We start from the raw sequence: 21555 nt of genomic DNA on the forward strand, positions 1-21555 counted from the left end.
TCGCTAATTATCGTAGGTAAAGTGCAGAACAGTATAAAAACAAATGGATGAAACTTGCCATTGCGTTGCATAAAAAAGTGACGTGAGTCACAAATAATGCGCGATATATCGCATTATCGTCGTGAATCAGGCTTTCAACACGCTGACCCCCGCCTGCTGCAACGGCGCGATCAGCGCGTCATCGGTAGCCCGCTCAACGATGATGGTGTGCGCCAGCGTAATATCGCCGATCGCATACTGCGAGGCGGCATTAAGCTTGGCGGCAGAAGCCAGCACCACGGTTTCCGCCGCACGGGCCGCCAGCGCGCGCTTGATGTAGGCTTCTTCCAGATCGCCGGTGCTCAGCCCCGCGGTGGGGTGCACGCCGGTCACGCCCATGAAATAAATATCGGCGCGGATATGCGACATCGCTTCTACGGCGGCGGCGCCGACGCTGACGATCGAATGCTTATACAGTCGGCCGCCGATCAGGATCACCTCGACCGTGGGGTGATCGACCAGGCCCACGGCGACGCTGGGGCTGTGGGTGACGATGGTGGCGTTGAGGTTGGCCGGCAGTTGCCTGACCAGCTCTGCGGAGGTGGTGCCGCCGTCGATGATCACCACCTGGCCGGGGGCGATCAGCGCCGCCGCCGCTTTGGCGATCGCGCGTTTGGCGCCGGATTCCAACTGATTGCGTTCGGCGAAGCTGGCAATGGCGGAAGAAACCGGCAGGGCGCCGCCATGCACCCGCTGCAGCAACCCCTCGGCGTCCAATTCGCGCAAATCGCGCCGGACAGTATCTTCCGACAGCCCGAACATTTCGCTGAGCTGCTTGGCCAATACCTGGCCGTCCTGAGCCAGTTTTTCCAGGATGATTTTCTTGCGCTGGCTGGTCAACATGGCCATTTTCCTCTCAAATTTTGATTGCACGAAATATCTTGATCATACACGAAACTGCACGATAGTATCAATTTCCTTCCTCTGGCGGAGTAAACCGATGATAGCCACCAAAGACAGGGTTCGCATTGTCGAAACCCGGGTGTTGTCCGATGACTGGTACCTGCTGAAAAAAACCACCTTTGATTTTCTGCGGCGCGACGGCGTCTGGCAGCGGCAAAGCCGTGAGACTTACGATCGCGGTGACGGCGCGGTGATTTTGCTGTTCAACCGGCGGGCGCAAACGGTGATCCTGACACGCCAGTTCCGCTTTCCGGTCTTCGTCAACGGCCATGACGGCATGTTGATTGAGGCCGCCGCCGGGCTGCTGGACAACGCGTCGCCGGAGGCGCGTATCCGCGCCGAAGCGGAAGAGGAAACCGGCTATTTCGTGCAGAACGTGGAGAAGGTGTTCGAAGCTTACATGAGCCCTGGCTCGGTCACCGAGAAGCTGCACTTTTTCGTCGGCGAATATCAGGCGGGCGACCGCCTCAACGAGGGCGGCGGGCTGGCGGCGGAGGGGGAAGATCTGGAGGTGATCGAGCTGCCGCTGGCGCAGGCCCTGCAGGCGGTTCGTCAGGGTACGATCGTTGACGCCAAAACTATCATGCTGCTGCAGTTTGTCGCCTTGAATCGGACGTTGGAGGAACAACGATGAAAGCCCAACAAATCTTGATCGCCGGCCCTTATCGCAGCGGCACCGATGGCGATCCGCAGCGTATCGCCGCCAATCTGGCGCGCCTCGAACAGGCGGCGCTGGCGGTCTACCAACGGGGGCACGTGCCGGTGATCGGCGAATGGCTGGCGCTGCCTTTGGCGGCCGCGGCCGGTTCCACTCAGGTTGGCGATGCGGTCAGCGAGGCGTTTCTTTACCCGGTGGCTCACCGACTGATTGCGCAGTGTCAGGCGGTGTATCGCATCGAAGGGGCGTCTGCGGGGGCCGATAACGACGTGCGGTTGGCTAACGAATGGGGATTGACGGTCTATCGTCATCTGGAGGAAATTCCGTCTGTTCAGGCGTAACCGAGGGGCGGGCAGAGGCTCGCCCCCTCGCGTTATTTCTCGTCCAGCACAAACTTCAACCCGGCGAGCAGTTTGTCCATGCCGGCTTCCAGCTTGCTGCGCGGGCAGCCGACGTTGAGGCGCAGGAACCCGCGGCCTTCTTCGCCGTAGGTAAAGCCCGGCATGATCGCCACCTTTTCACGCTCGATAAGCACCTGCTGCAGCGCCCGATCGTCCACGGCCAGCGGCCGCAGATCGATCCAGGCCAGATAGGTGGCCTGCGGCGGGCGCCAGCCCAGCGCGGGAAACGCCTCCGCCAGCCGTTCGGCGACGTAGGTCAGGTTATCCTGCAGATAGTCGCGCAGGGCGTCCAGCCAGGGTTCACCGCGCCGATAGGCGGCTACGTGCGCCACCACCGCCAGCACTGCCGGCGAGGAGAGGCCGTCACGGGATTTGAGCTGCTGGAAATAGGCTTCGCGGCTGGCGTCGTCGCTGATAAAGCCGTAGGCGCCGGTTAACGCCGGAATGTTAAAACTCTTGGAGCCGGAGGTCAGTAAGGCCCAGGGGCCGGTCGCCACCTGGCTCCAGGGCGTATGGCGGTGTGCGCCCCAGACCATGTCCATGTGGATTTCATCGCTGATCACGCGCACGTCGTGGCGTTCGCACAGTTCGGCCATCTGCTGCAGCTCTTCGCGGCGCCACACTTTGCCAGTGGGATTATGCGGGCTGCACAGTAGCAGGATCTTGGTCTGCGGCCGCGCCAGCAGCGCTTCGAGGTGCGCCATGTCGCAGCGCCAGTCATCTGCGGCCTTGTGCAGCGGGCAGGCCAGCAGCTGGCGCTGGTTGGCGAGGATCACCTTATAGAAGGCGTCGTAGGCCGGGGTATGGGTCACCACGTAGTCGCCCGGCACGGACCATTGGCGGATCAGCTGCGCCGCCATGTAGATAACGGAAGGGCCGTACACCGCCGTTGTGGTGTCGATAGCGGTGTTGAAACGTTGTTGATACCAGTGGCGCAGCGCGCCGAGAAAATCCTCATGCTGCCAACGGCTGTAGCCCAGCACGCCGTGCTGCAGGCGCTGTTGCAGCGCCTCGAGAATGCACGGTGCGGTGGCGAAATCCATATCGGAGATGGTGAACGGCAGCAGGTCGGCGCTGCCGAAGCGATCGGCGATGTAATCCCACTGGGTGCACCAGGTGCCGTGGCGGTCGATCGGGGTAGAGAAATCAAACATGGGTGGCTCCCTGCAGCGCCGCGGCAGGGTGCGCCGTGGCTATCAGTGAGTCTAATTCATCCTTCACCGATTGCACCTGCGGGCCGATCACTACCTGCAGATTATGATCGTTGAGATGCACTACGCCGATGGCGCGGTTGGCCTTCAGCGCCGCGTCGTCCACCTGGCTCATGTCGTTGACCGACAGGCGCAGGCGGGTGATGCAGTTGTCCAGCGTAATGATGTTGTCCGGGCCGCCGAGCGCCGCCAAAATCGCCGGCACATTGTAGCCGGATTTGCCCGCCGCGCCGCTCGGCGCGTTTGGGGTGACGGCGCCGTCGCTCTCACGGCCCGGCGTTTTGATGTTAAAGCGCCGGATGGCGAAGCGGAAAATGGCGTAATAGCCGACGAACCAGACGGCGGCCACCACCGGCACCAGATACCACTTGGTGGCGGTGCCGTGCAGAATGCCGAACACCACGAAGTCGATAATGTTGCCGTCGGTATTGCCGATGGTCACGCCCAGCAGCGCCATGACGGTAAAGCCCAACCCGGTGAGCAGCGCATGGATCAGATAAAGGAACGGCGCGACGAACAGAAACAGAAACTCGATCGGCTCGGTGGTGCCGCCGACGACGCAGGCCACCACGCCGGAAATCAACAGCCCCTTGATTTTATGGCGGTTCTCCGGTTTGGCGCAGTGGTACATCGCCAGCGCCGCGCCCGGCAGGCCGCCGAGGAACGCCGGCATTTTACCCTGCGACAGGAAGCGGGTGGCGCTTTCGGCGAAACCGGTGGTGGTCGGGCAGGAGAGCTGCGCCTGGAAGATGGTCAGGGCGCCGCTGACGCTGTGGCCGCACACCTCCATCGTGCCGCCCGCCTCGGTAAAGCGGATCAGCGCCACCAGTATGTGATGCAGTCCGAACGGCAACAGCAGGCGTTCGCCGGTGCCGAAAATCATCGGCCCGAAAATGCCGGCGCCATTGATCATGCGCCCCAGGCCATTGATGCCGGCGGCGAACCATGGCCAGATCAGGGGGATGAGCAGGCCGCACAGGCCCAGCGTCACGGTGGTGACAATCGGCACGAAACGGGTGCCGCCGAAGAAGGCCAGCGCATCCGGCAGCCGGATGGTGTGGAAACGTTCATGCAGCAGATACACGATGATGCCGACGATCACCGCGCCGAGGATGCCGGTATCGATCGACTGAATGCCGAGGATGTTCTGGATATTGTTGGCTTTCAGCACCAGCGGATCGCTGGTGGGCAGCACGCCGGCGGCGGTCAGGTAGAAGTTGGTGGCCAGATTCAGCACGGCGAAGCCGACGAAGCCGGAGAAGGCGGCGACGCCCTTGTTGTCGCGCGCCATGCCCAGCGGAATGGCGATGGCGAACATCACCGGCAGGAAGCTGAAGGCGAAGGAGCCTATCTTGCTCATCCAGGTGAAGATCAGCTGGAAGATCGGATGGCCGATAAACGGCATCAGGGTGATCACGTCGCGGCTGCTCAGCGAGCTGCCGATCCCCAGCATGATGCCGCAGAAAGAGAGTAAGGCGACGGGCAACATGAATGTTTTGCCCAGGCTCTGGAAGAACTCCCAGAGGGTGATTTTGGGTTTATTGGCTGCTGACATAACCGACTTCTCCTGGCGAAAAGACGAGCAAAAAGAGGACTTCTGATTAGGTAAAAAGAAGATAAAACGTTTTACCTAGCAAAAATGCGCCGCCAATCACAAATCTGTCGCCCGGTTTTTGGCGACAATGCGGCGGGCAGTAAAACGTTTTACTGCATTGACGGATTCGGTATACCCTTGATCACTACGGCGCGGGTTGCCCAGGAACGGGTTCGCAGAGACTATGAGCATCAAAAAGATCACCATTACCGATGTGGCGCAACAGGCGGGCGTTTCGGTCACCACGGTTTCTCTGGTATTGAGCGGCAAGGGGCGGATTTCGCCGACCACCGTCGAGAAGGTCAATCAGGCGATAGAGCAGTTGGGCTACGTGCGCAATCGCCAGGCGGCGACGCTGCGCGGCGGCGAATCCGGGGTAATCGGCCTGATCCTGCGCGACATTTGCGAACCTTTCTATGCCGAAATGACCGCCGGGCTGAGTGAAGCGCTGGAGGCGCACGACAAACTGCTGTTTTTAACCCAGAGCGGGCGCGATGGTCAGGGGCTGCAGCGGGCGTTTGACGCGCTGCTGGCGCAGGGCGTCGACGGCATCGTGCTGGCGGGCGGCATCCGCGCGGCGGCCGGGCTGAAGGAAAAGGCGGCCGAGCAGGGCGTGCCGCTGGTATGCGTGGCGCGCTCCAGCGGTCTCGAGGGCGTGGACGTGGTACGGCCGGACAATATGCAGGCCGCCAAGCTGGCCACCGAATTTTTGATCAAACGCGGCCACAGCCAGATTGCTTATCTCGGCGGCCAGAGCGACTCGTTGACGCGCGCCGAAAGGTTGGGCGGATTTTGCGCCACGCTGTTGCAGTACGGCCTGCCGTTTCGCAGCGAATGGATCGTCGAGTGCGATTGCCAGCAGCGTGAGGCGGCGGAAGCGGCGGAACAGCTGCTGCGCCACTACCCGAATATCACCGCTGTCGTTTGCCACAAGGCGTCGGTGGCGCTTGGCGCCTATTTTGGCCTGACGCGCAGCGGCCGCAGCATCGGTTCGGACGGGGTCGACGCCTACTACGGCCGGCAGGTGGCGCTGATCGGTTTCGGCGACGTGCCGGAGGCCGAGCTGACCGAACCGCCGCTGACCTTTGTCTCCAGCTCGGCGCGGGAAGTGGGGCGCAGCGCCGCCGCGCGCCTGCTGCAGCGCATCGGTGACGCCGACCTGCCGGCGCAGAACGTCATTCTGCCGCCGACGCTGATCCGGCGCGGTTCCGCCTAGCCCTGCCGCTGTTCCTCTTCCGCCTCCCGGCAAATCCAGCCGATAAAGGTTTTCATCGCCGGCGTCAGATCCCGCGATTTCAAATGGGTCAGCCAATAGGCGCCGAGCGCGGCCTCGGCGGCGAACGGCCGCTGCAGCGCGCCGGCGGCCAGTTCGCGGCGGAACATGCTGACCGGCGCCAGCGCCACGCCGTCGCACTGGAGCGCGCCTTCCACCATCAGCCTCGATGAGTCGAACACCGGGCCGTTGATTCGCCACGGCGTTACCTGCGCAGCCGTGAACCAGCGTTCCCATTCATCCTGGCGGTAAGTGCGCATCAGCAGTTCGTGCTGCAGATCCTGCGGCGTATGCAGCCGCGCGGCGACCGCCGGCGAGCAGAGCACCGTCAGCGGCGCGTCGAACAGCTTAATATTGCGGGTGGCGGGCCATAAACCTTCGCCGAAACGGATGGCGAAATCCATGCCGTCGGCCGACAGATTGACCTGGTTGTTGTGGGTCAGCACCCGCAGATCGATGAACGGATGCGCCGCGCGGAACGCCGCCAGCCGCGGCATCAGCCAGCCGACCGCGAAGGTGCCGACCACCGCCACCGTCAGCACTTCGTGGAAATGCCCGCCTTCGAACTGCTGCAACACCGCCTCGATGCGATCGAAAGCGTCGCTCAACACCGGCAGCAGTGCCTGGCCCTCTTCGGTCAGATCCAACCCGCGCGGCAGGCGGCGGAACAGCTGAATGCCCAGCTGTTCTTCCAGCATGCGCACCTGCTGGCTGACGGCGGCCTGAGTGACGCGCAGCTCCAGACCGGCGCGGGTGAAGTTCAGGTGGCGGGCGGAGGATTCTGAACGCCCGCAGGGCGTTGAGGGGAAGTCGGTTGCGCATTGTTGATAGCCATAAGTTTTTCTTTATGCTGGCTGAAATTATTATCGCTTGTCAACCCGGCGGCAAAAACCGATATTTGGCGCGGCTGCCGCAAGATTGGCGGAGCCCGTAAAGGAATGACATCATCCATCAGGGAGTGCGCCGTGCGCAACGCCAATAAAAACTTTTGGCCGCGGCCGATGCCCTGCAACCGAAGAGCCTCTATCATGACGAAAATGAACCGCCTGGCGGCCGCGCTGATCGCCGCACTGATCTTGCCGACCGCGCACGCCGCACAGCAGCAGGATATCGACGCCGTTATTCAGCCGCTGATGAAAAAATACGGCGTGCCGGGCATGGCGATCGCCGTATCGGTCGATGGCAAACAGCAGATTTACCCGTATGGCGTCGCCTCGAAACAGACCGGCAAACCGATCACCGAGCAGACGCTGTTCGAAGTGGGGTCGCTGAGCAAAACCTTCACCGCGACGCTGGCGGTCTATGCGCAGCAGCAGGGCAAGCTGTCGTTCAGCGATCCGGCCAGCCATTATCTGCCTGAGCTGCGCGGCAGCGCCTTCGACGGAGTCAGCCTGCTGAATCTGGCGACCCACACATCCGGCCTGCCGCTGTTCGTGCCGGACGACGTGACCGACAACGCCCAACTGATGGCTTACTACCGGGCCTGGCAGCCGAAGCACCCGGCCGGCAGCTACCGCGTCTATTCCAACCTCGGCATCGGCATGCTGGGCATGATCGCCGCCAAGAGCCTCGATCGGCCGTTTATCCAGGCCATGGAGCAGGGCATGCTGCCGGCGCTGGGCATGAGCCACACCTACATTCAGGTGCCGGCGGCGCAGATGGCCAACTATGCCCAGGGTTACAACAAGGACGATAAGCCGGTGCGCGTCAATCCCGGCCCGCTGGACGCCGAATCTTACGGCATCAAATCCAACGCCCGCGATCTGATTCGTTACCTGGACGCCAACCTGCAGCAGGCGAAGGTCGCGCAGCCGTGGCGCGAGGCGCTGGCCGCCACGCACGTCGGCTATTACAAAGCGGGCGTGTTCACGCAGGATCTGATGTGGGAGAACTACCCGTACCCGGTGAAACTGTCGCGGCTGATAGAGGGCAACAACGCCGGGATGATCATGAACGGCACGCCGGCCACCGCCATCACGCCGCCGCAGCCGGAGCTGCGCGCCGGTTGGTATAACAAAACCGGTTCGACCGGCGGTTTCTCCACCTACGCGGTGTTTATCCCGGCGAAAAATATCGCCGTGGTGATGCTGGCCAACAAATGGTTCCCGAACGACGATCGGGTCGAGGCGGCTTACCGCATCGTGCAAGCGCTGGATAAGCGCTGATCGTGGGGGGCGCCGTCGGGGCGCCCCTGTTACCGGTGCTGTCGCTCTCGCCGCTCGCGCATGAAATCGATAAAGGCGCGCAGCTTGAGCGGCAGATGCCTGCCGGCGGGAAAGTAGATGAAAAATCCCGATGCCTCGCTGGCATACTCCGGCAGCACTTCCACCAGATCGCCCTGCGCCAGTTCCTGCACCACTGTGCCCTGAAAACGTTGCGCGATCCCCAGGCCCGCCAACGCCGCATCCTTGATCAGCCGATCTTCGTTAAAGATCAAACTGCCGCTGACGTCCAGCGCCCGCTCATCGCCGTGCCGACTGAAATGCCAGGGCTCCAATTTGCCGCTGCCGGGAAAACGGTAGCGCAGGCAATGGTGCGCGAGCAGATCGTCCGGCGTGGCCGGCGCGCCGCAACGCGTCAGATAATCGGGTGAGGCGACCAGCACCCGGCGCTGGCCGTTGTCGATCGGCACGGCGATCATGTCCTTTTGCAGCATGGCGTGCATGCGAATGCCGGCATCGAAACTGCCCAGCACCAGATCGGAAAAGCGGTCTTCGGTAAACAGCTCCAGCTGCACTTCGGGATAGCGCCGCTGAAACTCCGCCAGGTGCGGCATCACCAGCAGCGAAGCGGCCAGTTGCGGCAGCGTGATGCGCAGCAGGCCCGCCGGCTGCGCGCCCAGGGCGCGCACGTCGTCCGCCGCCACGTCGATCTGGTTCATCGCCGGCGAGACCTTCTGGTAAAACAGTCGGCCCTCGTCGCTGAGACGTACCGAGCGGCTGGTGCGGTGGAATAAGCGCACCCCCAGCTGATTCTCCAGCGCCTGAATGTTTTGCGACACCGCCGGCGGCGTGACGCCCAGTTGGTTGGCCGCGCGGGTGAAGTTGCCCAGCCGCGCGACGGCTTCGAAATAGGGCAGCAGCTGCAGGAGTGAACTCATCTATCAATAACCTGTGCTTAATGATTCATTAAATTATGCCTTATTTTAATTTATGACGAACGTTTTAGACTGATTTTTACTTTCCCTCAGCGAGATAAAAATCATGTCGGCAGAACAACGGGCGTTAACAGAACGGATCGCGGCGATCGATCAACAGGCGATGGCCGAAGGGCGCATCGTGGGCAGCGTGGTGCTGGTGGCGCGGCGGGGTGAAATTTGCTACGCCGGTGCGGCCGGTTATGCCGATCGCGAAGCGCGGCAACCGATGCGGCGAGAAACGCAGTTTCGGCTGTCGTCGGTTTCCAAACCCTATACCACGCTGGCGGCGCTGCGCCTGATTGAACGAGGCAAGCTGAGCCTGGACGATGCGGTCAGCGATTGGCTGCCGTGGTTTACCCCGGCGCTGGCCGACGGCCGGCGCCCGACGATCAAGATTCGTCATTTGCTGAGTCATACCGCCGGGCTCGACTATCGGCTGAACCAACCGCCGGCAGGCGTTTACCATCAGTTGGGGATCCAGGACGGCGTGGAGCTGTCGACGCTGACGCTGGAGCAAAACCTGGGGCTGTTGGCGCAGGCGCCGTTGCTATCGGAACCGGGCGCGCGCTTCAACTATTCGCTGGCGATCGACGTGCTCGGCGCGGTGCTGGAGCGAGTGACGGGCATGCCGCTGCCGCAGCTGTTTGTCGAATGGGTGGCGCGGCCGCTGGGGCTCGGCAATACCGCGTTCCATGCGACCCATGCCGCTAACCTGGCGACGCCTTATTACAATACGCCGCAGGGGCCGCGGCGCATGCCGGAAGGCGTGCGGATCGCCTTGCCGGAAGGCATGGCGGGGGGAGAAGTGACGTTCTCGCCGGCGCGCGCGCTTAACGTCGGAGCCTATCCCTCCGGCGGCGCGGGCATGGTCGGTGATGCCGACGACGTGCTGCGGCTGGTGGAGGCGCTGCGCAGCGGCGGGCAGGGCATTTTGCAACCGGATACGGTGGCGTTGCTGCGTCACCCGCACGTCGGCGCCGAGGCGCAAACGCAAGGGCCGGGCTGGGGCTTCGGCTTTGGCGGCGCGCTGCTGGTGGATCCAGACGCTGCGCAGACGCCGCAGCATGCCGGTACCCTGACCTGGGGCGGCGTTTACGGCCACAGCTGGTTCTTTGATCCAGAGGCGCAGCTGAGCGTAGTCGTCTTGACCAATACCGCATTTGAGGGCATGTGCGGCCGCTACCCGCAGCAGATCCGCGATGCGGTTTATGCGGCGTAAATAAAAAGGGCCCCACAGGGGGCCCTTGTTCAGGCTTTCAGGCGATTACTGCGCCGGTGCCGGAGCGGGTTCCGCTTCCTGCGCCGGTTCAGCGTCTTCCGCCGGGGCGCCCAGCATGGCGAACTGGCCGATGAACTCCTGCAGCGACATTTTGTTGCCGTTCAGGTCAACCTGATTGTCAGCGTAGTGGAACTTGCTCGCGATCACGCCGTCTTTCTGGGTGGTCAGCTTGAACATTTGACCCATGGCCGCCAGACCCTGCACTTGCTGCTGCGCCAGTTTCTGCGCGTCTTCCTCATTGTAACCCTGCAACAAGGCGGTCTTCGCAGTCACTTCGGTGGCCATCGCTTCCGGAATGGTCAGGCTGAGATCCAGCTTTTTAACCGCCTGAGCGATCACTTGATCCGGCGACTGTGCCGGGGAGGCGGCCTTGCTCGGATCGGTCATCGCCAGATCCAGCGTGAAGATGCTCTCACCCTTGCTGTTTTTCCAGCTCAGAGGGGCGATGCTGAGGCTTGGGTTGCCTTTCAGCAGCAGCGGCAGGTTCTTTTGCAGCATCTCGGAGGTCTGCTGTTCGTAGACGTCCGGATCCAGGTTCTCGCCCTGCTGCAGCAGCGCCATGGTTTGGCGGTTGTAGCTGTCGGAGAAGTCTTTCAGCGCCTTGCCGTCGACGTTGTCGATTTTCAGCGTCAGTTTACCGGCGCCGAAGTCGTTGCCCTGCACCTTGAGCGCGTCCATGGTGTAATCGATCTGGCCGCCGATATTGCTGCTGCCTTGCTCGCCGAACTTGCTCACCAGATTGAAACCGTCCAACGCCACGGTGTCTTTACCGTCGATCGTCAGTTTGAACTGCTTCAGGGTCATCGTCTGATCGCCGAGCTTCACGCCGAACTTGCTTTCGTTGCTGTTGCCTTTCAGGTTGAAGCCCTGGAAGGTGATCTGCTCGTTTTGGCCGAATTCGTTCGGGCTGGCGAACACGATAGTGTCGCTATTGGCGTCCAGCGCGAATTTTTTCAGATCGCGGGACACGTCGGCGTCAATGGTGGCGCCGCTGAATTTCAGCGAAGACTTATCCTTCTGGTAGTCCAGTGGGATAAAGTCGATGGTGGACGCGGTATCGCCGCTGTACGAGATGCGCGAATCGGCGGTAAACAGCGATTTGCCTTTGGTGGTTTCAAACAGGCCTTTCACCGCCGGGGTGTTTTCCAGCTCGGTATGCACCGACGCCATGCTCGGCAGCAGGTTGAATTTTTTCAGCTGCGCGAACGGGAACGGACCGTGATCGATGGTTTCCAGGAACGCCACTTCTTCACCGGCTTTCAGCGCCGCGTTTTCGCTGGTATCCGTGCCGTCGGAGCGCAGCACATAACGCACTTTGCTGCTGAACAGGCCGCGCTGGTAATTTTCATAGCTCAGCTTGACGCCGGCTTTCGGCAGATAGGCTTTCAGTTGGCCGTTGGCGTTGTCGACGACTTCGCCCATGTGCTGCTCGATCTGTTTCCCGGTGTACCAGGATGCCCCGGTCCATGCTGCGCCAAGAACGACAATGACGCTGACAGCGACTAACGATTTTTTCATAGCTCTGTTTCATCCTTTTTTCTTATAACCCTCCGTTGCGAGGGAGGGGGCAAATGTGGGCCGACAAAAAACGCCCGCAGGCGTTTAATTGTGGGGGCAGCTCTCGCTTTCAGCAAGCAATTTGCTGAAATTTATCAACGGTTAGGCCAGTTGGTTATAAACCCTGGCGATACGGCCGCGGCCGCTGACGTTGACCGGCGATTCGAAGGCGCCGATAAAGCAGGATTCACCCGGTTTGAGCGTCAGGCGCTGCCCGGATTTTTCCAGCGTCGCTTCGCCGCTGACGCAGAACACGATAGCCGCGCTCCGTTGCGCGAGCGCCTGCGGCGCGGCGGTCAAATCGTGCAGCGAGAAGGCGAAATCTTCCACCGGGATCGGGAAGAACAGTTCGTTGCCGCGCCGCTCCGGTTGGGTCAGCAGGCCGGACGCCGGCTGCGGGCGGAACTGCAGGTTGGCCAGCAGCTCGGGCACGTCGATAAATTTCGGCGTCAGGCCGGCGCGCAGCACGTTGTCCGAGTTGGCCATCACCTCCAGCGCCACGCCTTTCAGATAGGCGTGCGGCGTTTCGGCATACAGGAACATCGCCTCGCCCGGCGCGAGCTGCACCACGTTCAGCAGCAGCGGTGAGAACAGACCGCTGTCGTCCGGATAGAAACCGGCGATGAAGCGCACGGTATCCCAGGGTTCACCCTGCTGGTTGTTGAGCGCGGCTTTCAGCACGCCGAGCGCCAGCGACTTTTGCTCGCCGCTCATCGTCAACAGGCTGGCGAACAGGGTAGACAGATGGGCGGTGTCCGGCTGCTGCAGGAAGGTGGCGATATCGTGGTGCGCGCCGGCGATCGGTTGCAGCAGGGAGACGATATCGGCCAGTTCGCGAAAGCCGTTCATCGCCAGGAACGGCGTCAGGGCGAAGACCAGCTCGGGCTTGTGATTGGGATCTTTATAGTTGCGTTCGGCGGCGCTCAGCGGGATGCCGGCGGCGTTCTCTTTCGCGAAGCCGATCTCGGCCGCCGCTTTGCTCGGGTGGACCTGGATCGACAGCGGTTGATCGGCGCAGAGCACTTTAAACAGGAACGGCAACTCGCCAAAGCGGCTGGCGACGTCAGCGCCCAGCTGCTTTGGCTGGTCTTCATCGATAAGACAGCGCAGCGAACGCAGTGCGCCATCGGCGCCGGGCACGCGGGAAGGGCTCTTGGGATGCGCGCCCATCCACAGTTCGGCCATCGGCTGATTATCCGGGTTGGCGATGCCGTAAAGACGGGTCAGCGCATCGTGGCTGCCCCAGGCGTAATTCTGTACCGCGTTGGTCATTTTTTGCATGTCGATAAACGTCCTTTGCGTCATTGCCGCACTAATGGCAATAACTTACTGATTTTATAAGATTCGCTTCATCTGTGCCGACAACCATCATACGCCCGCGTCGGCAGGAACCCTCATGGGCGCGATCAAAACAACGCCGGATAAGGTTGCGTCCGGCCACGCGGCCAGAGTATAGCGTGATAACGATCGGCGTCTCAAATGGCTCACCGGCCTCAAGAGGGCCCGGCAAATCCGCCAATCGATCGTTGATGGGAGGGAAAGAAATTATTGCCGACAGCGCAGGCTTTCTACGTCATTATTTATTTATCGGCATGTCAAAGTATGTCGGCGGAATTTATTTTTTACCTTCTGAGCCATTCCCTTATTATTATTTTTGCGCCAAGTCGGGCGATCACACGCCGAGCTTAAACCTGAACGACAGACCGCTTTACCGTAGCCGTTAACGAGTCGATTTAACGAAATGAGAGGTCTGTTGCATGAAAAAATGGTTGCTGTTGTTGGGGCTTTGCACCGGGGCGGCTCAGGGGGCGGTGATCGTCACCTATCCCTACGCGGCCCCGCGCGCCGTGGTGATAACGCCGGCGCCGATCGTCGTTGCGCCCGCACCGGTCGCGCTTCCCGCCGTGACTGCACCCGTGGCGCATCCGCTGGCGCTCACCGCCGGCGCGGTGGCGACCGGGGCGTATCGCCATAATGAACGGCAGGATGCCTACGATGAGATCAATCATTTGCAACAGCAGCGGATCGATGAACTCAATCACTTACAGGCGCAGCGCATCAATAATTTTAATTCGCGTCACGCGCGTTAATTTTCATCTCCGCGTTTATTATCCCGGTTCTTTCTTCGTCTTTATTTCGGCACGGGTTAACCGACGGCAAATAACCGCGTCATGAATGGGTAAAAGAGATGAATCGTGCTGTGAGATAACTCTCTTAATGCGAATAGTTATTATGTCACTATACTGGGAATGCGTGCCGACGGGGGGTAGCGCGTCGGCCTAACCCTACAATTTTAGGAATTATGCTAAGGAGACAATGATGGCAGGCGTTCGTATCGAAAAAGACTCCATGGGCCCCATCGAAGTACCGGCCGACAAGCTGTGGGGCGCACAGACCCAGCGCTCATTGGCGCATTTCCGCATTTCCTCCGAAAAGATGCCGACCGCGCTGATCCATGCGCTGGCGTTGACCAAACGCGCCGCCGCGCAGGTGAACGTGGACCTGGGGCTGCTGCCGGCCGAGCGGGGCGCCGCCATCATCAACGCTGCCGACGAAGTGCTGGCGGGCAGCCATGCCGACCAGTTCCCGCTGTCCATCTGGCAAACCGGCTCCGGCACTCAGACCAACATGAACATGAATGAAGTGTTGGCCAACCGCGCCAGCGAGCTGCTGGGCGGCGTGCGCGGTGAAGAGCGCAAGGTGCATCCGAACGACGACGTCAATAAAAGCCAGAGCTCCAACGACGTGTTTCCCACCGCGATGCACGTGGCGGCGGTGATTGCGCTGCGCGAGCACCTGATCCCCGAGCTGAAAGTGCTGCACAAGACGCTGAGCGACAAGGCCGAAGCCTACCGCGACATCGTCAAAATCGGCCGCACCCACCTGCAGGACGCCACGCCGCTGACCCTGGGCCAGGAAATCTCCGGCTGGGCGGCGATGCTGGCGCACAATCTGAAACACATCGAAGACAGCATCCCGCACATCGCCGAGCTGGCGCTGGGCGGCACGGCGGTCGGCACCGGCCTGAACACCCATCCGGAGTACGCCGTACGCGTCGCTAAAGCGCTGGCGGAGTTGACCCATCAGCCGTTCGTCACCGCGCCGAACAAGTTCGAAGCGTTGGCGACCTGCGATGCGCTGGTGCAGGGGCACGGCGCGCTGAAAGGGTTGGCGGCTTCGCTGATGAAGATCGCCAACGACGTGCGCTGGCTGTCGTCCGGCCCGCGCTGTGGCATCGGCGAGATTTCTATCCCGGAGAACGAGCCGGGCAGCTCCATTATGCCGGGCAAGGTCAACCCGACCCAGTGCGAAGCGATGACCATGCTGTGCGCGCAGGTGCTGGGCAACGACGTGGCGGTGAATATCGGCGGCGCTTCCGGTAACTTCGAGCTGAACGTGTTCCGCCCGATGGTGATCCACAACTACCTGCAGTCGATCCGCCTGCTGGCCGACGGTATGCAGGGCTTCAACGAGCACTGCGCGGTGGGCATCGAACCGAACCGCGATCGCATTACCCAGTTGCTGAATGAATCGCTGATGCTGGTGACGGCGCTCAACACCCATATCGGTTATGACAAAGCGGCGGAAATCGCCAAGAAAGCGCACAAGGAAGGGCTGACGTTGAAAGCCGCGGCGCTGAAGCTCGGCTATCTGACCGAAGCGCAGTTCGATGAATGGGTGCGCCCGGAGGCGATGGTCGGCAGCATGCAGAAATAATTGATCTGTGAGGCAACCGGGGGCTTACTGAGGTAAGCCCCTTTTTTATGGAGAAATTAAGATGTCGCGCGCACAACGTTTACTCGATCTGATGCAGCTGTTGCGCAGCCACCGCTATCCGGTGGCGGGCCATGCGTTGGCGCAGACGCTGGGCATCAGCATGCGCACGCTTTACCGCGATATCGCCACGCTGCAGCAGCAGGGAGCGGAGATCGTCGGCGAAGCGGGGCTCGGCTATGTGCTGCGCCCCGGTTTTATGCTGCCGCCGCTGATGTTCTCGCAAGCGGAAATAGAAGCGCTGGTGCTGGGCATGCGCTGGGTCAGCCGCCGCGGCGACAGCCAGTTGGCGAGCGCCGCGGGCCAGGCGCTCGCCAAGATCGCCGACGTGCTGCCGACGGCGCTGCGGGAGGAGCTGGAGGCCAACACGCTGCTTATCGCACCGGCTCAGTCGCCGCCGGTGGCGGATGAGATGCGGGTGTTAATCCGTGACAGCATCCGCCGCGAGCGCAAGCTGCATATCGACTATCTCGACCTGGCGGGGCAGCGCAGCGAACGCCTGCTGTGGCCCTTTGCGCTGGGCTTTTTCGACCAGTTCCAGATGCTGGTTGCCTGGTGTGAGTTGCGTCAGGCCTTTCGTCATTTTCGCCTCGATCGCATTCAGGCCGCCACGCCGCTTGAACAGCGTTATCCGCATGGCCGGCGGCGACTGTTGAAAGAGTGGCGGTTGAGCGAAGGCATTGCGGAACAATAACGACACGCTGCTGCCATAAACTGTCAGTCGCCTCCTTTAGTCTGTGCCTATCGGGAACCAACCGGTTCCCATCACCCAGAGGACAGACCGATGACCCTTCCCAGCATGACCCTGCTTTACGTCGATAACCCGCTCAACAGCGCCGCCTTTTATCAACGCCTGCTGGGGCAGGCGCCGGTAGAGCTTTCTCCCGGCTTTGCCCTGTTCGTGCTCAACAACGGCTTCAAGCTCGGGATGTGGGCCAAACAGGGGGTAAAACCCGCCGCCACGCTGACCGGCGGCGGCGGTGAACTGGGCTTTTTATGCCAGGATCCGCAAGAGGTGGAGGCGCGCTATAACCAGTGGCGCGAGCTCGGGCTGCCTATCGAGCAAACGCCAACCGAAATGGAATTCGGCTACACCTTTGTGGCGCGGGATCCGGACGGCCATCGCCTGCGGGTATATGCCCTCAGCGAGTAGTGCCGTCGGTATACAGATGCAGACGCGGCACCAGCAGCCGCAGCGGCCTGGCGTCGGGTTTGTAGCGATGCTTCACTGCGTCGGCGTCGTAGTTGAGCAGTTCGCCGATCTTCGGCACCGCAGCGCCGCTTTCAACCTGACACAGGGCGATCAGCGGCAGCGGGCAGGGATGTTGCACTTGTTTTTGCTGCTGCTGATACCACACGCGGGCGATCGGCTGCACTTTTACCGGCCGCTTGATTTTCAACGTCGCATGCTGCGGCAGGCGGCTGACATCGTCTATCTCGCGGCTAACCAGGGCGGCCCACTGTTCACGGCTGTGCGGCGGCACCGCGCGGCCGGCTTTCAGGCTTTTCTCCAGCTGCGCCAGGATGTCGTCCCGTTTGACGTTTTTGATGATGTGCTTGTTGGCCCAGCCGAAGCGCACCGAGTCGGGATTGGTCAGGGCGGTGAGGGTGCGGTAGGCGCTGAGGGTAATCAGCCCGTGCAAATGGGTGTGCACGAATTCGAAACGCTGCTCCGGCGCCAGGCCGGAATCGACGGTGATAATCTGCTCCAGTTCGCCCTTCAGGCGGTTGATCAGCGCCAGCTGCGCCTGCAGCGCCTGATACTCCGCTTGCTCCACCGCCAGACAGATGACGCCGGGCAGGCGCACGGCGGCCTTGCTGCTGACATTCTCACGGTTATGGTGGATGAAGAGCCGCTGATAGTGTTCCAGCGCCAGATCGCGCGCCGCTTGCCCCACATGCTGCTCGACCGCGATATGCGAAATGGCCTGATGTTCCTGGCCTTTTTCTACCTCCGGCAGGCTAAACACCCGCGCCGCCAGCAGCCGCAGCGGGGTTATCTGCTGCTGCAATGCGCCGAGGGCTTGCTCCAGTTCGGCAAAGCAGGCGTTCATCCGGCCAATCACATCGTATTTGCTCATCATATGCCCCTTTTTTAGTTACAACATACTATAGGAGAGTAACAGGCTGGGGGCAACATCGGCAATGGGGCAATACTCGGCTTAACTGCCCGCCCGGCTTACCAGGGGGAAACCAGGGGGAAATAGGGCGGGCAGCAGGGGGAATTCTCTCGCTCGTCTGCTACGCATGCGGGCAAGTGTGATTGTCGAAAATAAACCTGCTCTTCTTATGGTTTTGATTCATTGATGGATTTTTTCCTGTTCGTTTGTCTTCTGTTTAATCCATTTCCCGTTTGCCGTTGTCCAAACGCTGGAACAAACAGAATGGCAGGACGCTATGAGCCCTTGGGGTTATCTTTTCTTCTGTCATTAACGGGTGCTTTAACAGGAGGTTTACTGTGGATATTAAACAGAAAGTCAAAAACATGACGCTGGAAGAGAAGATCGGGCAAAAAATCATGCTGGATTTTCGCTACTGGGATCGGAACGGTAGCAGCAATCAGGATATGACCGTTCCCGATGAAGCCATTGGCAAGCTGATCACCGATAACCATGTGGGCGGGGTGATCCTGTTTGCCAATAATCTGAAAGATAAGCAGCAGATCAATACGTTAACGGCCTGGTATGCCGCGATGAAAACCCACGCCGGCATCCGCCTGTTCATTGGCACGGATAACGAGGGCGGTAACGTTTTCCGGCTGCCGCGCGGCGACTATGCCTCATTCCCCGGCAATATGGCGCTCGCCGCGGCGATTGAGGGCGGCGCGGATAAACAGCTCGCCGTTGAACAGGGCAAACTGATGGCCGAGGATATGCGCGCGTTGCATATCAATACCAACTTTGCACCGGTTGTGGACGTCAACACCAACCCGTTCAACCCGGTGATTAACGTTCGTGCCTTCAGCGATGATAAGAACGCCGTTTCCCGCCTGGCCGAGAAAATGGTGGCGGGGATGAAGCAGCAAGGGCTTATCACCGCTTACAAACACTTCCCTGGCCATGGCAGCACCTCCACCGACTCGCATACCGGTCTGCCGCGCGTCGATCGTACGCGGGAAGAGGCGTTTGCCATCGATATCGCGCCTTACAAACAGGCCATTGACCGCTGTGCGGCGCCGGACATGGTCATGACCGCGCATATTCAGTATCCTGCGCTGGATAACCGCCAGATCGACACCCGCAGCGGCGAAAAAATCACGGTGCCGGCCACCATGTCGCATGAAATTCAGACCCGCATCCTGCGCGATGAGCTGGGTTATGCCGGCGTAACGATTTCAGATGCGCTGGATATGGGTGCGATTGCCGAGCATTTCAGCCAGCAAGGGGCGGCTGAAAACGTCTTTGCCGCCGGGGTGGATATCGCCCTGATGCCTGTCAGCATCGCTTCGCCGGCCCAGGCTAACCTGCTGCCGGACCTGATTCGTTACCTTGCGGACCGGGTGAAAACAGGGCATCTCAGCGAGGCCGATATCGATGCTTCGGTCGAGCGCATTTTGCGCCTCAAATTACGCCATCACCTGATGGGGCATCGCGAAGCCCCTTGTTCCAGCAGCGTTTCGTCCTCAGCGCATAAGCTGGAAAAACGCATCGCCGATCGCTCTATTACCGTGGTCATTAACCGCCACAGCCTGCTGCCGTTGAAAGACAAGGCGCTGCGCTATTTTATCCTGACCCCGTGGGGTGAGCAGGCCAAAGGCATCGCTAACGTGATGGCGCAGGAGGGCTACCAGAACGTCGTTGCCGCGAAGGAAACGGAACTGAGCGATGCCCAAATCAGGGCGCATATTGCCGATTGCGACGTGTTCCTGCTCGGCACGCTTTCGACCCGCTTTACGCCTGCCGAGCAGGATGGCGTCGTTACCGCTGCCACCGGATCGGGTAATGACAGCAGCCCTTACCCGGGCTGGTTGAAATACGCCACCGAGCAGGGGAAAAAACGCGTTCACCTCTCATTGCGCGCGCCTTACGATATCGTGAACTATGCCGCAGACGTGGATGCAGCCGTCGCCACCTATTCTTACTACGGGTATGACAGCGGCGTATGGCGTGGCCCTTCGATGATCGCTTTGGCACAGGTGCTGACGGGGAAAATCACACCGCACGGAAAACTGCCGGTCAACACCTGGCATGACTACGATGAGGAAACCAATACGGGCAAGGTGGCGTTCCCTCGCGGGACGGGGCTGAGCTGGTAATGGGACAAGTACCGGCGTCGTCAGAAAGGGCGACGCCAGTCGCGGGATAGCGTTGATAAAGCGGGCGGTTTCTTGCTCTGCACGATACGACATGGGATAACCGTCACTCACGGAAGGAGAACATTTATGCCGACAGGCGCAACAAAACTAGGCGGATGGCTGTTGATGGCCGCCATGCTGGGCGTGAGCGGATGCGCCAAACCCCCTGAGCCGGAAAAGCCTCCGCAGCCTGCGCCGCCGGTCACACCGATGCGGGGCATCTGGCTGGCCACCGTCATGGGGCTGGACTGGCCGCCGGCGGCCTCCCTGAAAGCGGAAACCGCGCCAGAGCGAATTCGCCTGCAGCAGCAGGCGCTGACGGACGCACTGGACGACATGGTGAAAACCGGGATTAACACGGTGTATTTTCAGGTTAAACCGGACGGAACGGCCCTGTGGCGTTCTGACATCTTGCCCTGGTCGGAGGTCTTGACCGGCACCGTGGGCCAGGATCCGGGTTACGATCCGCTGGCCTTTATGCTGAAAGAAGCGCACCGGCGCGGCATCAAAGTACATGCCTGGCTGAATCCTTATCGGGTTTCCATGAATACCCGACAGCAAACGATTGATGCGCTTAATCAAACGCTGCAGTCCCCGCCGGCCAGCGTCTATGCGCTGCATCCCGACTGGATACGTACGGCCAACGACCGCTTTGCGCTCGATCCTGGCTTACCCGACGTGCGCAACTGGATCACTGGCGTGGTGGCTGAAGTCGTCAAAAACTATGACGTCGACGGCATTCAATTTGACGATTATTTCTATTATGAGACGCCGCAATCGCCGCTGGATGATGAAAAGACGTATCGCGAATACGGCAAAGGGTTTGCAGACAAGGCCAGTTGGCGAAGAGACAATACGCTGCAATTGATAAAACAGGTTTCAGCCACCGTCAGGGCGCTAAAGCCCGCTGTCGCGTTTGGCGTCAGCCCGGCGGGCGTCTGGCGAAACAAAGCGGACGATCCCGCCGGCTCGGCGACTCAGGCCGGCGCGCCATCGTACGATGCGGCCTATGCCGATACGCGCCAGTGGGTCAAACTGGGGCTGCTCGACTACATCGCACCGCAGCTGTACTGGCCTTTCGATCGTGAAATAGTTCGCTACGACGTGCTGGCCAACTGGTGGGCCGAGGTGGTGAAAGACACGCCGGTTCGGCTTTATGCCGGGGTGGCGCTGTATAAAGTGGGCACGCCATCGGCGAGCGAACCGGCATGGACCGTCGACGGCGGCGTTCCCGAGCTGAAAAGGCAGTTGGATCTCAACGAGAGCTTGCCGGGGATGGGGGGAACCATCCTGTTCCGGCAACGTTATCTGACCGAGCCGCAAACGGATAAGGCCGTGGAGTACCTGCGTAGCCGCTGGAAAACCGGTCAATAATCACCGGCATTGGCATAGCGAGCCGCGGTATTCCACCGCGGCTTTTTTATTCACAGTAT

General features: G+C 60.9%; 19 protein-coding genes and 1 pseudogene. 12 read left to right on the forward strand and 8 right to left on the reverse strand.

The annotated features are described in order from the left end of the window. Nucleotides 1-126: 126 nt before the first annotated feature. Complete coding sequence (locus ACORQT_RS11375; RefSeq protein ID WP_089191689.1) at nt 127-882, reverse strand: DeoR/GlpR family DNA-binding transcription regulator; 756 nt, start codon at nt 880-882, stop codon at nt 127-129. 97 nt (nt 883-979) lie between these two features. On the opposite strand from ACORQT_RS11375, the gene ACORQT_RS11380 reads away from it, so the two are divergent. Together ACORQT_RS11380 and ACORQT_RS11385 are read left to right on the forward strand one after the other, a co-directional pair. Then, entirely contained in the window at nt 980-1576 is a 597-nt protein-coding gene (locus ACORQT_RS11380) for an NUDIX domain-containing protein (RefSeq protein WP_089191690.1), read from the forward strand. Next, the gene (locus tag ACORQT_RS11385) at nt 1573-1941 is read left to right on the forward strand and encodes a hypothetical protein (protein WP_033640470.1); all 369 of its coding nucleotides are present in this window, start codon (nt 1573-1575) and stop codon (nt 1939-1941) included. Before ACORQT_RS11380 ends, ACORQT_RS11385 begins: the two co-directional genes overlap by 4 nt. A 32-nt stretch (nt 1942-1973) precedes the next feature. Here ACORQT_RS11385 and ACORQT_RS11390 read toward each other — a convergent pair whose 3' ends face one another. After that, the gene (locus ACORQT_RS11390; protein ID WP_089191691.1) at nt 1974-3155 is read right to left on the reverse strand and encodes a MalY/PatB family protein; all 1182 of its coding nucleotides are present in this window, start codon (nt 3153-3155) and stop codon (nt 1974-1976) included. Beyond that, nucleotides 3148-4767, reverse strand: coding sequence for a maltose/glucose-specific PTS transporter subunit IIBC (gene malX / locus ACORQT_RS11395; RefSeq protein WP_089191692.1), 1620 nt, complete (start codon nt 4765-4767; stop codon nt 3148-3150). Before malX ends, ACORQT_RS11390 begins: the two co-directional genes overlap by 8 nt. Before the next feature lie 223 nt (nt 4768-4990). Here malX and ACORQT_RS11400 point away from each other — a divergent pair, with 223 nt between their 5' ends. Beyond that, nucleotides 4991-6022, forward strand: coding sequence for a Mal regulon transcriptional regulator MalI (locus tag ACORQT_RS11400; RefSeq protein WP_089191693.1), 1032 nt, complete (start codon nt 4991-4993; stop codon nt 6020-6022). Here ACORQT_RS11400 and ACORQT_RS11405 read toward each other — a convergent pair. After that, a pseudogene (locus tag ACORQT_RS11405) lies at nt 6019-6901 on the reverse strand (LysR substrate-binding domain-containing protein). The gene ACORQT_RS11400 and the pseudogene ACORQT_RS11405 sit on opposite strands and share 4 nt — an antisense overlap. A gap of 206 nt (nt 6902-7107) precedes the next feature. Here ACORQT_RS11405 and ACORQT_RS11410 point away from each other — a divergent pair. Continuing rightward, nucleotides 7108-8244, forward strand: a complete 1137-nt coding sequence (locus tag ACORQT_RS11410) for a class C beta-lactamase SRT-3 (protein WP_033642964.1) — start codon at nt 7108-7110, stop codon at nt 8242-8244. 29 nt (nt 8245-8273) lie between these two features. Here the strand turns inward: ACORQT_RS11410 and ACORQT_RS11415 are convergent, their stop codons facing one another. Then, nucleotides 8274-9179 (reverse strand): LysR family transcriptional regulator, encoded by a 906-nt coding sequence (locus ACORQT_RS11415; RefSeq protein ID WP_047026184.1) that lies wholly within the window; start codon nt 9177-9179, stop codon nt 8274-8276. A gap of 103 nt (nt 9180-9282) precedes the next feature. Here ACORQT_RS11415 and ACORQT_RS11420 point away from each other — a divergent pair, with 103 nt between their 5' ends. Continuing rightward, a complete protein-coding gene (locus ACORQT_RS11420) occupies nt 9283-10437 on the forward strand; it encodes a serine hydrolase domain-containing protein (protein WP_042784415.1) in 1155 nt (384 codons plus the stop codon). A 45-nt stretch (nt 10438-10482) separates the two neighbouring features. On the opposite strand, the gene ACORQT_RS11425 is transcribed toward ACORQT_RS11420, so the two are convergent. Continuing rightward, nucleotides 10483-12015 (reverse strand): YdgA family protein, encoded by a 1533-nt coding sequence (locus tag ACORQT_RS11425; RefSeq protein WP_042784416.1) that lies wholly within the window; start codon nt 12013-12015, stop codon nt 10483-10485. A gap of 141 nt (nt 12016-12156) precedes the next feature. Beyond that, nucleotides 12157-13335: a mannose-6-phosphate isomerase gene (gene manA / locus ACORQT_RS11430; protein ID WP_164057983.1), complete on the reverse strand. Its 1179-nt coding sequence runs from the start codon at nt 13333-13335 to the stop codon at nt 12157-12159. A gap of 176 nt (nt 13336-13511) precedes the next feature. Here manA and ACORQT_RS11435 point away from each other — a divergent pair, with 176 nt between their 5' ends. The 5 genes from ACORQT_RS11435 (at nt 13512) to ACORQT_RS11455 (ending at nt 16981) form a co-directional block, all read left to right on the forward strand. Further along, nucleotides 13512-13778, forward strand: a complete 267-nt coding sequence (locus ACORQT_RS11435) for a hypothetical protein (RefSeq protein WP_127897192.1) — start codon at nt 13512-13514, stop codon at nt 13776-13778. 33 nt (nt 13779-13811) lie between these two features. Further along, nucleotides 13812-14144, forward strand: a complete 333-nt coding sequence (locus ACORQT_RS11440; RefSeq protein WP_042784419.1) for a hypothetical protein — start codon at nt 13812-13814, stop codon at nt 14142-14144. 229 nt (nt 14145-14373) lie between these two features. After that, complete coding sequence (fumC, locus tag ACORQT_RS11445; protein ID WP_042784421.1) at nt 14374-15771, forward strand: class II fumarate hydratase; 1398 nt, start codon at nt 14374-14376, stop codon at nt 15769-15771. A 61-nt stretch (nt 15772-15832) separates the two neighbouring features. Further along, on the forward strand, nt 15833-16522 hold the full coding sequence (locus ACORQT_RS11450; protein ID WP_042784422.1) for a helix-turn-helix transcriptional regulator: 690 nt from the start codon (nt 15833-15835) through the stop codon (nt 16520-16522). 90 nt (nt 16523-16612) lie between these two features. Then, nucleotides 16613-16981, forward strand: coding sequence for a VOC family protein (locus tag ACORQT_RS11455; protein ID WP_028128189.1), 369 nt, complete (start codon nt 16613-16615; stop codon nt 16979-16981). Here the strand turns inward: ACORQT_RS11455 and tus are convergent. Continuing rightward, nucleotides 16971-17909 (reverse strand): DNA replication terminus site-binding protein, encoded by a 939-nt coding sequence (gene tus, locus ACORQT_RS11460; RefSeq protein WP_042784423.1) that lies wholly within the window; start codon nt 17907-17909, stop codon nt 16971-16973. The genes ACORQT_RS11455 and tus overlap by 11 nt on opposite strands. A gap of 377 nt (nt 17910-18286) precedes the next feature. On the opposite strand from tus, the gene ACORQT_RS11465 reads away from it, so the two are divergent. Next, complete coding sequence (locus tag ACORQT_RS11465) at nt 18287-20083, forward strand: glycoside hydrolase family 3 protein (RefSeq protein WP_164057982.1); 1797 nt, start codon at nt 18287-18289, stop codon at nt 20081-20083. A 126-nt stretch (nt 20084-20209) separates the two neighbouring features. Further along, nucleotides 20210-21496, forward strand: coding sequence for a glycoside hydrolase family 10 protein (locus tag ACORQT_RS11470; protein ID WP_164057981.1), 1287 nt, complete (start codon nt 20210-20212; stop codon nt 21494-21496). The last annotated feature ends 59 nt before the right edge of the window (nt 21497-21555 follow it).

Source organism: Serratia sp. (in: enterobacteria), from assembly GCF_052400455.1.
Classification (GTDB): domain Bacteria; phylum Pseudomonadota; class Gammaproteobacteria; order Enterobacterales; family Enterobacteriaceae; genus Serratia; species Serratia ureilytica.

Excerpts from the sequence above, each read along its gene's own strand:
- ACORQT_RS11420 (WP_042784415.1), top strand. The coding sequence starts at position 9,283 with ATGTCGGCAGAACAACGGGCGTTAACAGAACGGATCGCGGCGATCGAT.
- ACORQT_RS11380 (WP_089191690.1), top strand. The coding sequence starts at position 980 with ATGATAGCCACCAAAGACAGGGTTCGCATTGTCGAAACCCGGGTGTTG.
- ACORQT_RS11425 (WP_042784416.1), bottom strand. The coding sequence starts at position 12,015 with ATGAAAAAATCGTTAGTCGCTGTCAGCGTCATTGTCGTTCTTGGCGCA.
- ACORQT_RS11455 (WP_028128189.1), top strand. The coding sequence starts at position 16,613 with ATGACCCTTCCCAGCATGACCCTGCTTTACGTCGATAACCCGCTCAAC.
- ACORQT_RS11450 (WP_042784422.1), top strand. The coding sequence starts at position 15,833 with ATGTCGCGCGCACAACGTTTACTCGATCTGATGCAGCTGTTGCGCAGC.
- ACORQT_RS11390 (WP_089191691.1), bottom strand. The coding sequence starts at position 3,155 with ATGTTTGATTTCTCTACCCCGATCGACCGCCACGGCACCTGGTGCACC.
- ACORQT_RS11385 (WP_033640470.1), top strand. The coding sequence starts at position 1,573 with ATGAAAGCCCAACAAATCTTGATCGCCGGCCCTTATCGCAGCGGCACC.
- ACORQT_RS11375 (WP_089191689.1), bottom strand. The coding sequence starts at position 882 with ATGTTGACCAGCCAGCGCAAGAAAATCATCCTGGAAAAACTGGCTCAG.
- ACORQT_RS11415 (WP_047026184.1), bottom strand. The coding sequence starts at position 9,179 with ATGAGTTCACTCCTGCAGCTGCTGCCCTATTTCGAAGCCGTCGCGCGG.
- ACORQT_RS11470 (WP_164057981.1), top strand. The coding sequence starts at position 20,210 with ATGCCGACAGGCGCAACAAAACTAGGCGGATGGCTGTTGATGGCCGCC.
- fumC (WP_042784421.1), top strand. The coding sequence starts at position 14,374 with ATGGCAGGCGTTCGTATCGAAAAAGACTCCATGGGCCCCATCGAAGTA.
- malX (WP_089191692.1), bottom strand. The coding sequence starts at position 4,767 with ATGTCAGCAGCCAATAAACCCAAAATCACCCTCTGGGAGTTCTTCCAG.
- tus (WP_042784423.1), bottom strand. The coding sequence starts at position 17,909 with ATGAGCAAATACGATGTGATTGGCCGGATGAACGCCTGCTTTGCCGAA.
- manA (WP_164057983.1), bottom strand. The coding sequence starts at position 13,335 with ATGCAAAAAATGACCAACGCGGTACAGAATTACGCCTGGGGCAGCCAC.
- ACORQT_RS11410 (WP_033642964.1), top strand. The coding sequence starts at position 7,108 with ATGACGAAAATGAACCGCCTGGCGGCCGCGCTGATCGCCGCACTGATC.
- ACORQT_RS11400 (WP_089191693.1), top strand. The coding sequence starts at position 4,991 with ATGAGCATCAAAAAGATCACCATTACCGATGTGGCGCAACAGGCGGGC.
- ACORQT_RS11440 (WP_042784419.1), top strand. The coding sequence starts at position 13,812 with ATGAAAAAATGGTTGCTGTTGTTGGGGCTTTGCACCGGGGCGGCTCAG.